Origin of the sequence: Cupriavidus necator, from assembly GCF_013141915.1 — a bacterium.
GTDB lineage: Bacteria > Pseudomonadota > Gammaproteobacteria > Burkholderiales > Burkholderiaceae > Cupriavidus > Cupriavidus necator_B.
In genome coordinates this window covers 226,744-245,171 of sequence record NZ_SROX01000006.1, presented here as the reverse complement: position 1 = coordinate 245,171, position 18,428 = coordinate 226,744, and the positions used below count along the sequence as shown (strand labels likewise).

Genomic DNA, 18,428 nt, shown 5'->3' with positions numbered 1-18,428 from the left:
ATGCAGCAACCGGGACTGCTCTAGTATGCGGTTGCCGGATAACATCGGACTTTTCCGAATTGACGTCCAGAACCAGACGCCGCGCGGTCTTGAGGCGCCACTAAAATGTCTGGCATAGAGCACCTTGAGGTGCGCAAAATAAAGGGAAGCACGCTTGTGAATCGACTGGGGGCAGCGCAAAGCAGCCGGGGCGTCCGCACGCCGCGCCGGCCGGGATGGCTGGCGTGGCTGGGGCAACTGGCGCAGCGCGCCGCGTTGGCCCTGGTCCTTGGCGCTGCTGGCGCCGCCGCGGCACAGCCGGCGTCCGACGCTGCGGCACCGGCGCTGCCGTCGATCGCGCTGCACTATGGCGCCAAGCCGCCGGTCGACGCGCTGCAGGCCTTCGATATCGCGGTGGTCGAACCCGACAGCGGCTTCGATCCGCGCCAGCTGGCCACCCCAGCGACCGCCTGGTTTGCCTATGTCAGCGTGGGCGAGGTGCTGGAAGGCCGGCCGTACTTCAAGGACATCCCCAAAAGCTGGTTCGTCGGCCGCAACGACGCCTGGAACGCGCCGGTCATCGACCAGGCGGCCGACGGCTGGCCCGCCTTCTATGTCGACAAGGTGATCGCGCCGCTGTGGCAACGCGGCTTCCGCGGCTTCTTCCTCGATACCCTGGACTCGTACCAGCTCGCCGCCAGGACCGACGCCGAACGTGCGCGGCAGGAAGCCGGCCTGGTGCGCGTGGTGCGCGCGATCAAGGCGCGCTATCCCGAGGCCCGCCTGATCTTCAACCGTGGCTTCGAGATCCTGCCGCAGGTGCATGGCCTCGCGTATGCCGTGGCCTTCGAGTCGCTGTTCCGCGGCTGGAACCAGGCCCAGGGCCACTACGTCGAGGTGCCGCAGGCCGACCGCGACTGGCTGCTGGCGCAGGCGCGCACCATCCGCGAGCAATACCGCCTGCCGGTGGTGTCGATCGACTATTGCCCGCCGGCGGATCGCCGCTGCGCGCGCGAGACTGCCCAGCGCATCCGCGCGCTGGGCATCACGCCCTACGTGGCCGATCCGGGCCTGCAGACGGTCGGCATCGGCAAGGTCGAAGTGCTGCCGCGGCGTGTGCTGGTGGTGCAGGAGCGCCGCCCTGGCGAGTCGATCGATGATTCCCCGGGCGTGCGCTTTGTCGCGATGCCGCTCAATTACCTGGGCTACCGCATCGAATTTGCCGAGATCGGCGACGAGCTGCCCGAGATCGGGCCGGACCGCTACGCCGGCGTGGTGGTGTACCTGTCGGGTAAGGTCACGGCGCAGCCGGGCCGGTTCCACACCTGGGTACAGGCGCGCATGGCGCAGGGCATGCCGGTGGTGTTCCTGAATGACTTTGGCACCAGCGTTAGCGGCGCGGTGGCGCGCAGCTTCGGCCTGAAGGCGGTCAGGGGACGTGTGTCGGGCCCCGTCGAGGTCGTGGCCAAGGACCGGATGATGGGCTTCGAGATGCCGGTGGCGCCCGACCGTACCCAGGCCGAGGCGATCCAGGTCCCCGACGGCGGCGGCTTCCGCTCGCTGCTGCGCCTGCGCTCCGGAACCCTGACCTATGACGCCGCGGCCATCACGCCGTGGGGCGGCTATGTGCTGGGGCCGTATGCGGTGCACCAGAGCGGCACCGGCAACACCCAGAGCCGCTGGGTGGTGCAGCCCCTGGACTTCCTGCGCGAGGCGCTGCGCCTGCCCGCCATGCCGGTGCCCGATGTCACCACCGAGAATGGCCGGCGCCTGCTGACCATCCATATCGATGGCGACGGCTTTGCCTCGCGCGCCGAGATGCCGGGCGGCGGCTTTTCCGGCGAGGTGCTGTTGCGCGAGATCTTCGACCGCTACCGGCTGCCGATGACCATGTCGGTGATCCAGGGCGAGGTCAGCCGCGACGGCATGTACCCGAAGCTGAGCGCCGAACTGGAACCGATCGCGCGCAAGATCTTTGCCCAGCCCTATGTCGAAGTAGCCAGCCATACCTTTTCGCACCCGTTCGAATGGGCGCGCACAGTGCTGGGCCAGCCCGCGCATGCCGGCAATGCCGCGGTGGTCGAGGGCGACGAGGCGTTCCACCTCAACATCCCCGGCTACACCATGGACCTGAACCGCGAGATCGGCGGTTCCATCGACTACATCAACCGCAGTCTGGCCCCTGCCGGCAAGCCCGTCAGCATGCTGCTGTGGTCGGGCGACTGCCAGCCGCCGGCCGAGGCCCTGCGGCTGGCCGACAAGGCGCGCGTGCTCAACATGAATGGCGGGGATACGCTGATCACGCGCAGCAACCCCAGCTGGACCGCGATCGCGCCGCTGGGTATCCACAAGCCGGGCGGCACCTTCCAGGTGTTTGCGCCCAACCAGAACGAGAACGTCTATACCAACCTGTGGCACGGCCCGTTCTACGGCTTCGAGCGCGTGATCGAGACCTTCGAGCTGACCGACCAGCCGTATCGCTTCAAGCCCGTGAACATTTACTACCACAGCTACTCGGGCACCAAGGCCGCGTCGCTGAAGGCGCTGCGCAAGGTCTATGACTACGCGCTGGCGCAGCCGCTGCTGCCACTGCATGCGACCGACTACGTGCGCAAGGTGCTCGACTGGCAGGACATGGCGGTGGCGCGCGAGGTGGGCGACGGCAGCCCAGGCGTATCCGGCACGCGATGGATCGTGCGCGGCGACGGCAACCTGCGCAACCTGCGCTGGAGCGGCGCGGGCCTGCCCGACGTGGCCGCCGCGCATGGCGTGACCGGGACCTCGCCGGCGCCCGGCGGCGGCGTTTACCTGCACCTGGACGGCGGCGATGCCCGCTTTGCCATGCGCGACACCGCGGCCACGGTGGCGCCGGCCACGCCGCAGCTGGCCGAAGCGAGCGGCATCGTGCGCGACTGGTCGCAGCGCGATGGCGTGACCCGCTTCGCTTTCAGTGGCTACTTCAAGCCGTTCTTCCGCCTGGCCAACGCCGGCAACTGCCGTGTCAGCGTCGATGGCAAGGCCGTACCGGCCGTGCGCGAGCGCAACACGCTGCGCGTGGATACCGCACCCGTGACCGACCCCAATCATGTCAGGCAACAAGTTGAAGTCCGCTGCGCCGGCTGAGCGCGAGCGGCTGCTGCCGCCGACGCTGGTGCTGACCTTTACCGCCATCGTGGGCATCGGCCTGGCGCTGATGTTCCCGCGCGAGACCCTGCGCGAACGGCTGCTGGGGCAGGGCCGAACCATCGACGGGCTGACCATGGCTTACCTGGAAGCCTGGTGGAAGGTCACGCCTGACGACCCCGCCTTCATGGGCGTGCTGGCCGAGCAGTACGCGCGCACCGGCCGGCTGGAAGAGGCGCAGGCCATGCTGGAGCGGATGCAGGCGGTGCAGGGCACCGACCTCTCGGGCCAGGTGCTGCGCACGCGCATCGAGATCGCGCAGCAGCGCGCCTGGGCCGCGCTGCCGGGAACGCCCGAGCGCGAACAGAACCTGGTGCAGCTGCGCAGCCTGCTGGACCGGGCCGCCGGCCGCCGCTGGCCCCTGGCCGACCTGCAGGCACTGGCCACGCAGGCGCGCCAGGCGGGCGCGGATGAGGCGATGCGCAGGTTCTATACGGCACTGGCCAGCCAAGACCGCAACAATGCCGCGTTCTGGAACCGCCAGCTGGCGGACCTGGCGATTGCCGGCGGCGACTACCGCGACGCCGCCAATGCCCTGTTCGCGCAGCAGGCGGCCGCGACCACGCTGGCCGAGCGGCGCGCGCTGTTCCTGAAGGCGGTGCAGACGCTGCAGTCAGGCAACCTGCTGGACGAGGCGCTGGCGCAGGCCGAGCGCCACGGCGGCAAGCTGCTCGACGACCCGGAGGTGCTGCGCTACCTGACCCGGCTGGCGCTGGCGGCCAACAAGCCGGAACAGGCCAGCCGCTATGTCGAGCGGCTGCTGAAGGTGTCGGCGCGGCTGCGCGACGGCGCCGATGCGGAGCGGGCCGCGCTGGCCGCCCGCCAGGCCGAAGTGCGGCGCATTGCCGCAAGCCAGCCCTGGAGCGATCGTGGCGTGGTGTTCCTCGACGGCCCGCGCGGACTGGCATTGCGCGAGGCGCTGGCGGCTTCGGGCCAGCTCGGCGTGCGCAAGGCCGCGGCGCAGGAGGCCGCACCCGCGCAGCCGGCTGACACGAAGTTCAATGTCGAGGACTATGAGCTGGCCTATCGCGTGTTCCTGTCGGCGGGCAAGCTCGACCAGGCGCAGCGCGTGGCCGAGACCGCGGTGCGCCGGCTGCCGGGCGAGCCGGTCTGGCGCGAACGGCTGGCCCAGGTGGCCGAATGGAACCGCCAGCCCGCCGTGGCGCTGAAGAGCTGGCTCGACTATGCGCGCGCGACCAACGACGAGCGCGCCTGGGATGCGGTGATGCGGCTCGCGCCGGGACTGTCCGACGACCGTGCCTACCTGGCCGCGCTGCGCCACCGCGCGGGCGGCGCGGACCTGAAGACGGTGGACGAGGTGGTGGCCGCCTACGAACGCCTGGGCGAGCCGGAAGAAGCGATGCGCTTCCTGGAAGGCCTGAGCCACGGCCCCAAGGCGCGCGACATCATGGAGCGCCATGCCGCGCTGGCGGAACGCGCCGGCAAGGACGAGCGCGCGTTCCAGCTCTATACGCAACTGCAGCAGCGCTTCGGCCCGCGCCCGGCCTATGCGCTCAAGCTGGCCAACCTGCTCTATGTGCGCGGCAAGCTGGCCCACGCGCTGGATGCCATGCTGCCCGCACGCGCCGCCGCGGGCCCGCGCGACCTGCTTTACTGGCGCACGTTCACCGAGCTGGCCCGGCTCAACCAGCGTGACGACCTGCTGCAGGACGGTTATCGGCAGCTGATGGTGGCGGCCGTGCAGAGCCGCGACGAGCACTGCATGCAACGACCGGCGGGGCCGGCGCGCAACGATTGCATGGACGAGTTGCGCGACGCGCAGGGAGCGGATTTTTCCAACCTGATCGCGTATTACGACAAGACCCCGATCGACGCCGGCCGCATCGCCGAGGCCGACTGGCGCCGCGGCGCCAGCCCGGCCTCGCTGGAGCTGGCGCTGTACTACTACACCCGTGCCCATGCCTACCGCCGCATCGAGCGCCTGCTGCAGGACATGAGCCCCGAACAGCGCCGGGTCGCCAAGCAATCGAGCCGCTTCCTGATGCGGCGTGCCGAGTATTACCGCGTGACCGGCCAGCGCGACCAGGCCCTGGCCGACCTGCGCCACGCCGCGGGCCTGCCGGACGCCGACAGTGAAACGCTGGCGGCGCTGCTGTGGACGCTGGTCGACCAGGGCAGCGATACCGAGGTGCGCGCGGTGATGCGCCGCCTGCAGGACCAGGCCGAAGACAATCCCGACCTGTGGGGTGCCTTCGCCGCCGGCCATATGCGCTACTACGACGGGCGCGCGGCCCTGCATTACCTGCGCAAGCTCAAAGACGGCCAGAGCGCCGATCCGCTCTGGCTGAACCTTCTGGCCGACGCCTATGAAGCCATCGGCCAGACCGACATGGCCTGGCGCGTGCGCCGCCAGGCCTGGATCGACCTGCATCGCGGCTGGGCCCGGCGCGGCGCGGGCGCTGCCCGTATGCGCCCGGATAACACCGACGGCGACGAGGAGCACGAGAACGCATCGGGGGCGCCGTCGCGGGCGGACCTGCGCCGCCAGACCGTGGCGCTGGGGCAGATCTTTGCCTCCGGTGATGTCTCGCGCGCGCTGGTGATCCAGATGCTGCGCGCCGACCGCGCTTCCACCGCGGCGCGCGACTTGCCGTCGGCGGGGGCGGGGGCACCGTCGCAGCTGGGGGAGATCGACGGGCTGCCACCACTGCGCGAGCCGGTTTCCGCCGAGGTCGTACGCGACGCGGCGCGGCGCGAGGCCGCCTTGTCGGCCGCTGGCCGCGATGCCGCGCTGGCCTGGGCGATGTCGGCGGAATCCAGCGAACTGGCGCGCGGCTGGCTGGCGCGCCGGTACGCCAGCCGGCTGCAGCGCCCGGCGTATGCCGAGGTGGCGATCGCGCTGGACCGGCAGGACCTGAACAGCCTGGACCGCATCCTGGAGCGCCAGGCCGGCCGCGTTCCGGTGGCGAACCAGATTGAGGCCAACCAGCGGCTGGACCGCCTCGGCGCGGCACAGACGCTGGCCTTCGAGACTCAGGAACGGGCCCGCTCCGACGACGCGCTGCAGGAAACCCTGCGCGAAACGCTGCTCTTCAACGCCCAGGCGATCGAGCCGCGCGTGCGTTTCATGCACCAGAAGCCGCTGGAATTCACCGAAGGCAGCCTGGCCGGCGGCGTGCGGTTGTGGGACGGCTATGACCTGAACCTGCAGGGCACCTGGCGCGACCAGCGCAGCACCGACCCCGAGCAACTGGTCAACGTGCCCGCGTCGGACCGGCGCGCTGACCTTTCGCTGGGCTACCGCGACAACAACCGGCGCTGGCGTGCCACCGCCGGTTACCGCGAGGGGCTCGACACCATGGCCACGGCGCGCTTCTTCGGCGAGTGGAACCAGCAGGGGCGGCTGCAGTTCAGCACGCTGGCCGGGCTCAACCAACCCGCGGACGAGTCCGCGCCGCTGCGCGTGGGCGGGGCCAAGGACGTGCTGGCGCTGGGCGCGACGTGGCGCTTCAGCTTGCGCGAGTTCATCGGCGCGCGCATCGAATACAGCCGCTTCCGCGGCCAGGACCGCAGCACGCTCGGCCACGGCATGGTCTACGACGTCGAGGCCGGCTACAAGATCCGCACCGCGTATCCGGACTACACCGTGCGCGTGGTCGCTACCCATGCCAGCTACAGCACGCAGGATGGCAGCCTGACGCCGCGCCTGGCCGCGCTGGTGCCGGCCGGCGACGCCGCGACGCCGGCGTTCTATATGCCGCAGGGCTTCACGCAGGCCGGCGTGCTGTTTGGCTTCGGCACCGAACTGCTGGACGAATACACCCGCAAGTGGCGGCCGTTCGGCGAAGTCGGGCTGTTGCACGACACCCGCGCGCGGCAGAACTTCCGCGTGCAGGGCGGCGTGGCGGGCTCGGTGTTGGGCAATGACCACCTGGCGCTCTATGTCTCGCACGAGACCGCGGCGCGCAACGGCGGACGGCCGATGACGGAACTGGGATTGCGCTACCGCTGGCTGTACTGAGCCGGCGGCGGGGCAGGCATCATCAGGACATGGCAATACGAAAAAGGGGATGAACATGAACAAGCAAGGGACGGGCAAGACGGTGGCGAAGCGGCTGGCGGCATGGTGCGGCGCGCTGGGCGCGGCGCTGTGGCTGGCGGGTTGCGCGGTGACCGATGTCGGGCGCGCGCCGGTGCTGGCGCGCGGCGAAACCATCGCGGTGCTGCCGATCGTCAATTACACCGAGACGCCGCAGGCCGGCCTGCGCGCCGAGGCGATCGCCGAGAGCCTGCTGAAGACCGGCGGCGTGGCCAGCCTGAAGCGCTATCCTGCCGCGCTGAACCCGGAAACGCTGTTCGAGCCGGCCGAGCGCGAGGCGGTGGGCAAGGCGCTGGAATGGGCGCGCGCCGAAAAGGCCCGCTATGCACTGACCGGCGCGGTGCAGGAATGGCGCTACAAGGTGGGCGTGGATGGCGAGCCCGCGGTCGGCATCTCGCTGCAGCTGCTCGACGTGAACAGCGGCGAAGTGGTCTGGTCCGCCACCGGCAGTGACAGCGGCTGGAGCCGCGCCTCGCTGTCGGGCACCGCGCAGAAGCTGCTGCGTCGCCTGCTGGCGCCGCTGATGCAGGGCTGAGGTGGCAATCCTCAGCACGGCGCCGCGCCCGCGCGGCGATGGATCGGTTGAAGCAAGGGGATGAGCGTGGCCAAGACGGCTGACAACACCTATCGCGCGCGACAGGGGCAGGGCATCGGCCTGGGCGGGCGCTATGCGCGCCTGCTGGCGCCGGCGGTCGCCGGGCCCGCCGCCGTGGTGGAACTGGTAGTGGCAATGCTGGCCGCGCTGGGCCTGGCCTGGCTGGTGCTGCCGCAGAACCCGCTGCTGCTGGGCATGGGCTTTCCGTGGGCCTGGCTGCTGCCGGTGATCCTGGCACTGCGCTACGGCACGCTGATCGGCGTGGGCAGCGTGCTGATGCTGCTCGGCGCCTGGTACGTCTACCACCATACCGGCGTGATGACCGGGCCGTTCCCGCGCCTGTTCTTCCTGGGCGGCCTGCTGCTGGTGCTGGTGGCGGGGCAGTTCGGCGATATCTGGGGCACGCGCCTGGCGCGCGCCCGCGCCGTGAACCGCTACCTGGATGAACGCCTGGCGGCGCTGACCAAGAACCACTACCTGCTGCGCATCTCCCACGCGCGGCTGGAAAACGACCTGCTGGCGCGGCCCACCACGCTGCGCGACACCTTGTCGCAGCTGCGCGGCGTGGCGCTGGAGGAGGCAGGCCGAGCCGGCCAGGTGCTCGCCGGCGCGCAGCCGGTGCTGCAGGTGGTGGCGCAGGCCTGCCAGCTGGAGGCTGCCGCGCTCTATGCCTGCGACGGCGAGCACATCGACGCCGAGCCCGCCGCCAGCATCGGCCCGGCCTTCACGCTCGACACCGCCGATCCGCTGGTGCGCCACTGCCTGGACACGCGCCAGCTCGCGCACCTGCGCGCCGACGGCCTGCAGCATGATGCCCGCACGCGCTACGTGGCGGTGGCGCCGGTGCTGGCGGGCTCCGACCACCTGATCGGGTTGCTGGTGGTGGAACGCATGCCGTTCCTGTCGCTGAGCTATGAAAACCTGCAGATGCTGATGGTGCTGCTGGGCTACTACGCCGACGGCGTCGAGCATGCCGGCGCCACCCGCACCATCCAGGCGGCGCTGCCGGCCTGCCCGTACCCGTTTGCGCTGGACTATGCGCGCCTGTCGCGGCTGCAGCGCGAGACCGGCATCGACAGCTCGGTGGTGGCGCTGGTGTTCGACACCGACCCGGAGCGCGATGCGCTGTTCGAGCAGGTGGTGCGCAGCCGGCGGGCGCTGGACGTGGCCTGGCCGCTGGTCAACCCCCACCACCGCGCCATGCTGACACTGATGCCGCTGTCCGATGCGCAGGCCGTGGCGGCCTACCTGGTGCGCATCGAAGACATGCTGCGGGCCCAGTTCGGCACCGATTTCACCAGCGCCGGCATCGGCGTCTACACGCTGGCGGTGCCCGCCACCGGCGCGGAAGACGCGCTGGTCAAGCTGCTGCGCCGGGCCCAGGTCGACGGCGCGGTCGCGCGGTCGACGCTGCCCGCCGGGGAAGCGCCCCATGTTTAAGCTCGGCGCCGGCGGCCTGGCCGCCCAGATCGCCGCGCTGGCGCTGCTGGCCCGCGCCGGCAACAGCACCGCGCTGCTGCTGGCGTTCTTCGGCATGCAGGCGGTGGCCGCCGCGCTGACCGCGTTGCTGCTGTGGCGCCTGCTGCCGCGGCGCATGCGCATGCCGTTCGCGTGGAGCTATGGCTTCCTGGCGCTGTTCTGCTTCTTCGTGCCGCTCGGCGGCGCGCTGGTATGCCTGGGCAGCTACCTGCTGTCGAAGCTGTACCCGCGCCGCGTCGATACCAGCGGCATCGGCACCGTGGGCCTGCCGGAGTTTGTCACGCACCTGATGTCGCGCGTCACGCACGGCGGCGGCGCGCGGCTGCGGGCGCAGCTGGGCAATGCCCGCGCGCCGCTGCCGGAGCGCATGACCGCGCTGGTGGCGATGCAGTCGATGCCGGCGCGCACCGTCAGCCCGGTGCTGCGCGAGTTGCTGGCCGACAGTGCCGACGATATCCGGCTGCTGGCCTACGGCATGCTGGACGGCGCCGAGAAGCAGCTGACCCAGCAGATCCTGGCCGAGCTGCCGCGGCTGGAAAGCGCCTACAGCCCCAGCGAGCGCGCCGAGATCAGCAAGCGCCTGGCGGACCTGTACTGGGAACTGATCTACCAGAACCTGGTGCAGGGCGACGTCTACCGCTATACCGCGAGCCAGGTCGAGCGCTACGCCAGCGCGGCGCTGTCGCATGACGACAGCAACGCCTCGCTGTGGTACATGCGCGGGCGCCTGGCGCTGGCCCGCAACGCCCCGCGCGAGGCGCGCGCCTGGCTGCAGCGTGCCGAAGCGCTCGGCTTCGCGCGCGAGCGCGTGCTGCCACACCTGGCCGAAGCCGCTTACCTGGAACGCGACTACGCCGCGGTGCGCCAGCTGATGGCATCGTTTGACAGCCCTTCGCCGCTCCCGCTGGTGCGGCCCCTGCTGCGGTACTGGCAATCATGAGCGAGATCCTGTTGAAAGCGGCGTCGGCCGACGTCATGCTGCTGCTCGAGGGCACCTTCCCGTACGTGAGCGGCGGCGTGTCGAGCTGGGTCAACCAGATGATCCGGGCGTTTCCCGAGCTGCGCTTCGGCATCGTCTTCATCGGCAGCCGGCGCGAGGACTATGGCGACATGGCCTACCAGTTGCCGCCCAACGTGGTGCACCTGGAAACGCACTACCTCTATGACTTCCCGCCGCCACCACTGGTGCAGGGGCGCAGCGGCAATGCCAAGGCGTTCGACGCCGCGGACCGCCTGCACGACCTGCTGCGCGAGCCCGGCCGCGAGGCCGAGGCCGGCGCCATGATCCGCGAGCTGATGCCGGCGCTGCGCGAAGGCGGCGCGCTGGGCGAAGACGCGTTCCTGTACAGCCGCCGTGCCTGGCAGACCATCACCGAGCAATACCGGCGCTTCTGCACCGACCCGTCGTTCACGGATTACTTCTGGACCGTGCGCATCATGCACAAGCCGCTGTGGCAACTGGTGCGGATTGCCGACGGGCTGATCCCGGCGCGGGTCTACCACACGGTTTCCACCGGCTATGCGGGCTTTCTCGGCGCGCTGCTGCGCCACCGCAACCAGCGCCCGCTGCTGGTGTCGGAGCATGGCATCTATACCAAGGAACGCAAGATTGACCTGTTCCAGAGCCAGTGGATCCGCGATAACCGCAACGTGTTCGAACGCGATATCTCCCAGATCAGCTATTTCCGCGAGCTGTGGGTGCGCTTTTTCGAGACCATCGGACGGGTCTGCTACGACGCCGGCGACGACATCGTCGCGCTGTATGAGGGCAACCGCCGCCGCCAGGTGCAGGACGGCGCGCCCGAGGCGCGCACGCGCAGCATCCCCAACGGCATCGACCTGCCGCGTCTGGCGCCGCTGCGCGCGCGGCGCCCGCCGGGCGTGCCGCCGGTGCTGTGCCTGATCGGCCGGGTGGTGCCGATCAAGGACGTCAAGACCTTTATCCGCGCGATGCTGACGGTGGTGCGCGAGTACCCCGAAGCCGAAGGCTGGATCGCCGGCCCGGAGGACGAAGACGCGGAGTACGCGCGCGAATGCCGCAGCCTCGCCGAAAGCCTGGGCCTGGGCCAGAAGGTGAAGTTCCTCGGCTTCCAGCGCATCGACGCGCTGCTGCCGCAGGTGGGGGTGCTGGTGCTCAGCTCGATCAGCGAAGCGCTGCCGCTGGTGGTGCTGGAAGGCTTTGCCGCGGGCGTGCCGTGCGTGACCACGGACGTGGGCTCGTGCCGCGAGCTGCTGTTCGGCCTGCCCGGCGAGGACGCCGCGCTGGGCTCGGCCGGCGAGGTGGTACGCATCGCCGATCCCGCCGCGCTGGCCGCGGCCGCGCTCGGGCTGCTGCGCGACCCGGTGCGCTGGCAGGCGGCACAGGCCGCCGGCGTGGCGCGCGTGGAGCGCTACTACACCCAGGAGCGCATGGTGGGCAGCTACCGCGAACTGTATCAACGGCTGCTGGCGCGGCCCGACGGCGCCGGGCATGACGGAACGGCCCGGCACGGCGGCAATCCGGCGCGCTGCCCGGTTCACGGAGGAGGCTGAGCATGGCGGGCATTGGATTCGAGCTGCGCAAGATGCTGCGGCGGGACAACCTGTCCGGCATGCTGAGCGCCTATGCGTATGCCGGCATCATCAGTTCCGGGCCGTGGATCCTGTCGATCGTCGGCATCCTGCTGATCGGCATGCTGAGCCTGCCGTTCGTGGTGCCGGGCTCGCTGATCACGCAGTTCCAGGTCTCGGTGACCTACCTGATCGCGGGCAGCCTGATCCTGACCGGGCCGATGCAGCTGTCGTTCACGCGCTTTACCTCCGACCGGCTGTTCGAGAAGCGCGATCACCTGATCCTGAGCAACTACCACGCGGTCGCGCTGCTGGCGACGGTGCTGTCGGGCGGCATCGGCGTGGCGTGCGCGGTGTTCAGCTTCGGCCAGCAGTCGGTGCTGTACCGGCTGCTGATGGTGGCGGGCTTCGTGGTGCTGAGCAATATCTGGATCGCGGCGATCTTCCTGTCGAGCATGAAGCAGTACAAGGCGATCGTGTGGACCTTCTTGCTGGGCTACGCGGTCTCGGTGGTAGCCGCACTGGGGCTGCGCCGCTACGGCATGGAAGGGCTGCTGGGCGGGTTCGCCGCGGGCCAGCTGTGCCTGCTGACCGGCATGGTGACGCTGATCTACCGCAACTACACCAGCCGCCAGTTCGTGTCGTTCGAGGTGTTCCAGCGCCGCTATGCCTACCCCAGCCTGGTGGCGGTGGGCCTGCTCTACAACCTGGGCATCTGGATCGACAAGTTCATGTTCTGGTACGCGCCGTCCACCGGCCAGCAGGTGATCGGGCCGCTGCACGCGTCGATCATCTATGACATCCCGGTGTTCCTGGCCTACCTCGCCATCATTCCCGGCATGGCGGTGTTCCTGGTGCGGATCGAGACCGATTTCGTCGAGTACTACGACGCCTTCTACGATGCGGTGCGCGGCGGCAGCTCGCTGGAGCATATCGAGGACATGCGCAACACCATGGTCCAGACCATCCGGCTGGGCCTGTACGAGATCGTCAAGGTGCAGGCCATCGCCGCGCTGCTGCTGTTCGCGGTGGGCGTGTGGGTGCTGCGGCTGCTGGGCATTTCCGAGCTGTACCTGCCGCTGCTGTATGTCGATGTGATCGGCGCCAGCCTGCAGGTGGTGCTGCTGGGCGTGCTCAACATCTACTTCTACCTGGACCGGCGCCGCGAGGTGCTGCTGCTGACCGCGCTGTTCGTGGTGCTGAACTTCGCCCTGACGCTGGTGACGCTGCAGCTGGGGCCGGCCTGGTACGGCTATGGCTTCGCGGTGTCCCTGCTGGTGGTGGTGGCGCTGGCGCTGACGATGCTGGACCACAAGCTGGAGCGGCTGGAATACGAGACCTACATGCTGCAATAGTGCTGGCGTCATGCCGGCGCACCCCTCGTCGGGGCGTCTCGACGGAATGGGCCGCGATTGGGTAACATGGCGGCAGCCGGCGGGCTTCGGCCTGGCCCGCCGGTTCAGATCGACGGCCGCGCCCCATTGCCAGGGTGAATATAAAGAATGACTTGCCGGCCGGGCCGTCGACACGCCGTGGCAGAGACCGCAGTTGCAGTCGGAAGCTGGCAGAAGGGTGTAGAGGTATGCGAATTGCATCCGTGGAGGATGATCCGGATCAGGCCGAACTGATCCGGCAGATTTTGAGCGAAGCCGGTTTCGAATGCGAATCCTTCGCTAACGGCGCCGATTTGCTGCGCGCACTGCGCGAGCGCGCCTACGACCTGCTGCTGGTCGACTGGCAACTGCCGGGCACCAGCGGCTATGAACTGGTCAGCTGGGTGCGGCAGAAGTCCGGCAACATGCCGCCGATCCTGTTCGTCACCAGCCGCACCGCCGAATCCGATATCGTCGACGGGCTGACGGTGGGCGCCGACGACTACATGCTCAAGCCCATCCGCGCCGGCGAACTGGTCGCGCGCGTGCGCTCGCTGCTGCGCCGCGCCTATCCCGAGGCCGCGCAGGAGGTCGAGCTGATCCGGCGCGGCAACTACACCGTCGATACCCATGCGCGCACCGTTACCGTTGGCGGCGAAGCGGCGCTGCTGTCGCCGCGCGAATATGAGCTGGCCCTGTTCCTGTTCCGCAATACCGGGCGCCTGCTGGCGCGCGAGGTGATGGAACAGGCGGTGTGGGGCCGCGCCATGGGCGCGGGCTCACGCACGCTGGACACGCATATCTCCCGGCTGCGCCTGAAGCTGGCGTTGCGCCCCGAAAACGGCGTGCGGCTGACTTCCGTGTATTCGCACGGCTATCGTTTCGAAGAGATATCCGCGGCCGACGCGCAAGCGGACGATGCCAGCGATGCGTAGGGGTGTGCGCGGTGCCGCGCTGGCCCTGCTGGCGCTGGCCGGCGCCATGGCGGCGCCGGCGCATGCCGGGCCCGCGGGCGCGGAGGGCGCGGACTTTATCTACGTGGTGGAACCGGGCGATACGCTGATCGGGCTGGCCTCGCGCTACATGGCATCGGAGCAGGGGTGGCGCACGCTGCAGCGCCTGAACGGCGTGGCCGATCCATACCGGCTGGTGCCGGGGTCGCGCGTGCGCATCCCGCTCAGCCAGATTCCGGAACAGGCGGCATCGGCGCGCGTGGTCTACGTGCGTGGCGAGGTCCGTGCCAACGGCCGGCCGGTGCAGGTCGGCATGACCCTGGACGAGGCGGCGCGCATCGAGACCCCGGCGGGCGGATCGGCCACGCTCGAGCTGCCGGACCGCACCCGCGTGACCTTGCCGTCCGCGACCACGGTGGCGGTGAAGCGGCTGCGCACGTTTGCGCGCAGCGGCCTGGTCGACTCCGTGATCCGCATCGACCAGGGCGCGGCGGAGACGCGCGTGGCGCCCGCGGGCGGCGGTGTCGGCCGCTTCGAGTTGCATACGCCGATGATGGTGACCGGCGTGCGCGGCACCCGCTTCCGGGTTTCCGCCGACGCCGGCGGCAGCCGCAGCGAGGTGCTGCAAGGCCGTGTCGGCGTCAGCGCCGCGCGCGCCAAGCGGGTATCGGCACCGGACCGCGCCATGACTGCGGCGGCGTCCATCGATGCCGGCTATGGCATCGGCGTATCGGCCGGCGGCAAGTTGTCGCGGCCGGTCGCGCTGTTGCCGGCGCCGGTCTTGCTGCCGCCCCATGAAACCGTGCTGGGGCCATCTTTCGAGGCGGCCTGGCAACCGGTGCCGGGCGCGATCGGCTACCGCGTGCGGGTGGCGCGCGATGCCGCGCTGAGCGAACTGGTCTGGAGCGGCACCGCCAACGGTGCCGATGCCGCCCGGGCGCGCGTCGATGGCCTGCCGGAAGGCACGCTGTACCTGAGCGTCAGCGCCATCGACCCGCACCAGCTGACCGGCCATGACGCCCAGGCACCGGTATCGGTGCGGCTGAACCCGCCGGCACCGTTCACGCAGCAGCCCGCCGCGGATGCGGTGCGCTATGCCGATGCCGTGACCTTCGCATGGGCCACGGTGCCGGGCGCGGCCAGCTATGAGCTGGCGCTGGCCAGCGATGCCGCCTTTACCGGCGACGCCGCCGTGCATGCGGCCGCCGCGTCGCCCGCCACGCAGGCGCTGGCGCCGGGCCGCTGGTGGTGGCGCGTGCGCAGTGTCGATGCGGCCGGCCGGCCGGGCCCGTGGTCGGACGCGGTGCCGTTCCGCATCGAGCCCAAGCCGCCGGTGCCGACCCTGCGGGACGACGGCGGCGCGCTGCACATCGGCTGGCCGGAGGGCGGTCCCGGCCCTGGCTACCGGGTGCAGCTGGCGGCCGATGCGGGCTTTGCCACGCTGCTGGCGGACCAGCACACCGCCACCAACGCGATCGACCTGCCGCGTCCTGCGCCGGGCGTCTATTTCATCCGGGTGGCGCGCGCCGAGCCGGGCGTGGCGCCAGACCCGGCCGCGTTCTCGGCCCCGCAGCGCATCGAAGTCATCGCCATGCTGCGCGATGGGCAGGGCGGCGCAATCGGCTCGGGCGACCGGCCGGACGGCGGTGGCCGCATCCGGCTCCACTGACGCTCCCGGCCCGCCGGGCGCGCACGCAGAGTGGCGTGCGGCAGGGCGCGCATTCGGCCAGCGCACGCTGGTCGAATGGTGCCTGCTGGCCGCCGCGGTGCTGGCGCTGGTGATGCTGGCGGCGCGCCAGGGCTGGACCGAACGCGCCGACCTGGCCGCCTACGACATCGCCATCGCGGCCCAGCATCATTCCGCCCGCAACGACATCGTCATCGTCGGCATCGACGACGCCAGCCTTACCGCCATCGGCCGCTGGCCGTGGCGCCGCGCGGTGCTGGCGCAACTGCTCGAACGCATTGCCGCCGGCCGCCCGCGCGTGATCGGCCTCGACGTGATCCTGTCCGAGCGCGATACCCGCTATCCGCAGGATGATGCCGTGCTGGCGCGCAGCATGGCGCTGGCCGGCAACGTGGTGCTGCCGGTGGTGGCCGAGCCCGGCCCCGGCGGCATGCTGGTGCGCTACCCGCTGGCGGGGCTGGGCGCCGCCGTCGGCCATATCAACATGGTGGTCGATACCGACGGGGTGGCGCGCCAGGTCTACCTGCGCGAGGGCCCGCACCCGGTGGCCGCCGCCGGCGTGCCGCATCTGGCCGCGGTGATGGCGGGCTTCGGGCGCGCCGGCGGGCAGCCCGCCGGCGTGCGCCAGGAGCCGGCCGTGGTCACCGAAGCCAATGGCTGGGAACGCAGCGGCCGCCTGCGCATTCCGTACGCCGGCCCGCCCGGCACCTTTGCCCGCGTGTCGGTGCGCGAGGTGCTGGAGGGCCGCATCGATCCGGCCATCTTTGCCGGCAAGGCGGTGCTGATCGGCGCGCTCGCCACCGGCATGGGCGACGTGCTGCCGACGCCGGTCTCGCGCGATGGCCGCGGCATGAGCGGGGTAGAGATCCTGGCCAACGCGGTGCAGGCGGTGACCGACGGCGATGCCATCGTCGCGGTATCCCCGGCGTGGCAGGCCGGCGGCACGCTGCTGGCGCTGCTGCTGGCGGCGCTGGCCGCGTTGCGGCTGCCGCCGCGCGGCGCGCTGGTGGCCACCGGGTTGCTGCTGGCGGGCCTGCTGCTGGGCTCCCTGGCGCTGCTGGCGCTGGCGCGGCTATGGTTTGCCCCGGCCGCCGCGGTGCTCGGCTGCGTGCTGTTCTATCCGCTGTGGAGTTGGCTGCGCCAGGAGGCGGCACTGCGCTTTCTCAGCGACGAACTGGCGCGGCTCGAGCGCGAGCCCGGCGTGATGCCCGCGCCGCGCCACACCGGCGCCACGCTCGACAGCCGCATGCGCGCGGTCTACGGCGTGGGCGCGCAGTTGCGCGGGCTGCGGCGTTTTCTCTCCGACGGGCTGGAAAGCCTGCCCGACGCCACCGCCATCTGCGACCTGGACGGCGGCGTGCTGCTGGCCAACCGGCGCTGCGTGGCGCTGGCCCCGGACGTCCTGGAGCGCGAGTCGCCGCGCGCGCCGGGAGAGCCGGGTCCCCCGCGCGCCGGCATCCGCGCCCTGATCGAGGCGCTGTGTCCCGCGCCGGAACCGGCCCTGGCCTACTGGCAGGCGCTGCACGAGCGTTACGCTGCCGCGTCCACCGCCCCGGCAACGGTGCCCGAGGGCGGCATCGAAGTGGCCGGGCGCGGTGATCGCCGCTACCTGCTGCATGGCGCGCCGCTGCATGGCGAAACCGGCGCCGCGGCCGGGCTGATCGTCAGCGTGATCGACATCACCGCGATCCGCCTGGCGGAGCGCCAGCGCGAGCAGATGCTGCGCTTCCTGTCGCACGACATGCGCTCGCCGCAGGCGTCGATCTTGGCGCTGATCGAATTGCAGGGGCGCCGCGCAGGCCATGCGGCCACGGCCAGCGGCGATGCCGCGCCGGACAGCGGCGTGCTGGCCCGCATCGCGGCCCATGCGCGCCGGACCCTGACGCTGGCCGACGATTTCATCAGCGTCGCGCGCGCGGAGTCGAAGGCGCTGGCGTTCATGGAGGTGGAGCTGGGCGGACTGGTGCTCGATGCCACCGACCAGTTGTGGGCGCTGGCCAAGGCACGCGAGGTCACGCTGCAGATCGACCTGCCCGACGATCCCGCGGTGTTGCAGGGCGACCCGACCTTGCTGGCGCGCGCCATCGCCAACCTGGTCAGCAACGCGATCAAGTTCAGCCCGCAGGGCGGGACCGTGACGGTCGCGCTGACGCGCGAGCCGGAGCGCTGGGTGGTGGCCGTGCAGGACCATGGGCCGGGCATTGCCGAGGCCGACCAGGCCCGGCTGTTCGAGCCGTTTGCGCGGCTGCATGAAGGCCAGCAGGGCGCACCGGAAGGGACCGGCCTGGGCCTGGTGCTGGTGCGCGCGGTGGCCGAGCGGCATGGCGGCAAGGCCAGCGTGCGCAGCCAGGCCGGCATGGGTGCGGTGTTCCGCATCGAGCTGCCTGCGGCGCCGCCCGCGTCCTGAGGCGTGACGCAGGCGCAGACCGGCACACGTTCAGGGGCACTGCTTGTTACGGCCGCCGACACAATTGTTGGCAGTCGCAAAGGGGGGAATTGCGTAGCATCGGAGCACCGCTGGAGCCGCATCCGGCGGTCTTCACGCCCACGCCAGCTCCCCCAAAGCCGT

The 18,428-nt window shown here is 70.8% G+C and carries 10 protein-coding genes; all 10 read left to right on the top strand.

The window, feature by feature from the left end:
- Positions 1-228: 228 nt before the first annotated feature.
- On the top strand, positions 229-3,102 hold the full coding sequence (locus tag E5S69_RS14215) for a bifunctional glycoside hydrolase 114/ polysaccharide deacetylase family protein (RefSeq protein ID WP_423766635.1): 2,874 nt from the start codon (positions 229-231) through the stop codon (positions 3,100-3,102).
- Positions 3,065-7,144 carry a tetratricopeptide repeat protein gene (locus tag E5S69_RS14210; RefSeq protein WP_171515289.1) on the top strand — a complete coding sequence of 1,360 codons (4,080 nt, stop codon included), beginning with the start codon at positions 3,065-3,067 and terminating at the stop codon, positions 7,142-7,144. Before E5S69_RS14215 ends, E5S69_RS14210 begins: the two co-directional genes overlap by 38 nt.
- 55 nt (positions 7,145-7,199) lie before the next feature.
- On the top strand, positions 7,200-7,757 hold the full coding sequence (locus E5S69_RS14205; RefSeq protein ID WP_171515288.1) for a penicillin-binding protein activator LpoB: 558 nt from the start codon (positions 7,200-7,202) through the stop codon (positions 7,755-7,757).
- A gap of 60 nt (positions 7,758-7,817) precedes the next feature.
- Entirely contained in the window at positions 7,818-9,257 is a 1,440-nt protein-coding gene (locus tag E5S69_RS14200; RefSeq protein ID WP_171515287.1) for a PelD GGDEF domain-containing protein, read from the top strand.
- The gene (locus E5S69_RS14195) at positions 9,250-10,236 is read left to right on the top strand and encodes a tetratricopeptide repeat protein (protein ID WP_171515286.1); all 987 of its coding nucleotides are present in this window, start codon (positions 9,250-9,252) and stop codon (positions 10,234-10,236) included. Before E5S69_RS14200 ends, E5S69_RS14195 begins: the two co-directional genes overlap by 8 nt.
- On the top strand, positions 10,233-11,828 hold the full coding sequence (gene pelF, locus E5S69_RS14190) for a GT4 family glycosyltransferase PelF (protein ID WP_171515285.1): 1,596 nt from the start codon (positions 10,233-10,235) through the stop codon (positions 11,826-11,828). Before E5S69_RS14195 ends, pelF begins: the two co-directional genes overlap by 4 nt.
- 2 nt (positions 11,829-11,830) lie before the next feature.
- Positions 11,831-13,201, top strand: a complete 1,371-nt coding sequence (gene pelG / locus E5S69_RS14185; protein ID WP_171515284.1) for an exopolysaccharide Pel transporter PelG — start codon at positions 11,831-11,833, stop codon at positions 13,199-13,201.
- A 227-nt stretch (positions 13,202-13,428) separates the two neighbouring features.
- Positions 13,429-14,154, top strand: a complete 726-nt coding sequence (locus E5S69_RS14180; RefSeq protein ID WP_171515283.1) for a response regulator transcription factor — start codon at positions 13,429-13,431, stop codon at positions 14,152-14,154.
- Positions 14,147-15,841 carry a FecR domain-containing protein gene (locus E5S69_RS14175; RefSeq protein WP_171515282.1) on the top strand — a complete coding sequence of 565 codons (1,695 nt, stop codon included), beginning with the start codon at positions 14,147-14,149 and terminating at the stop codon, positions 15,839-15,841. The genes E5S69_RS14180 and E5S69_RS14175 overlap by 8 nt, the downstream gene beginning before the upstream one ends.
- Entirely contained in the window at positions 15,774-18,266 is a 2,493-nt protein-coding gene (locus E5S69_RS14170) for a CHASE2 domain-containing protein (protein WP_171515281.1), read from the top strand. Before E5S69_RS14175 ends, E5S69_RS14170 begins: the two co-directional genes overlap by 68 nt.
- The last annotated feature ends 162 nt before the right edge of the window (positions 18,267-18,428 follow it).

What these genes read in the sequence shown, in the direction of transcription:
- E5S69_RS14200 (WP_171515287.1), top strand. Translation starts at nt 7,818, where the DNA reads ATGAGCGTGGCCAAGACGGCTGACAACACCTATCGCGCGCGACAGGGG.
- E5S69_RS14205 (WP_171515288.1), top strand. Translation starts at nt 7,200, where the DNA reads ATGAACAAGCAAGGGACGGGCAAGACGGTGGCGAAGCGGCTGGCGGCA.
- E5S69_RS14210 (WP_171515289.1), top strand. Translation starts at nt 3,065, where the DNA reads ATGTCAGGCAACAAGTTGAAGTCCGCTGCGCCGGCTGAGCGCGAGCGG.
- E5S69_RS14180 (WP_171515283.1), top strand. Translation starts at nt 13,429, where the DNA reads ATGCGAATTGCATCCGTGGAGGATGATCCGGATCAGGCCGAACTGATC.
- pelG (WP_171515284.1), top strand. Translation starts at nt 11,831, where the DNA reads ATGGCGGGCATTGGATTCGAGCTGCGCAAGATGCTGCGGCGGGACAAC.
- E5S69_RS14195 (WP_171515286.1), top strand. Translation starts at nt 9,250, where the DNA reads ATGTTTAAGCTCGGCGCCGGCGGCCTGGCCGCCCAGATCGCCGCGCTG.
- pelF (WP_171515285.1), top strand. Translation starts at nt 10,233, where the DNA reads ATGAGCGAGATCCTGTTGAAAGCGGCGTCGGCCGACGTCATGCTGCTG.
- E5S69_RS14175 (WP_171515282.1), top strand. Translation starts at nt 14,147, where the DNA reads ATGCGTAGGGGTGTGCGCGGTGCCGCGCTGGCCCTGCTGGCGCTGGCC.
- E5S69_RS14170 (WP_171515281.1), top strand. Translation starts at nt 15,774, where the DNA reads ATGGGCAGGGCGGCGCAATCGGCTCGGGCGACCGGCCGGACGGCGGTG.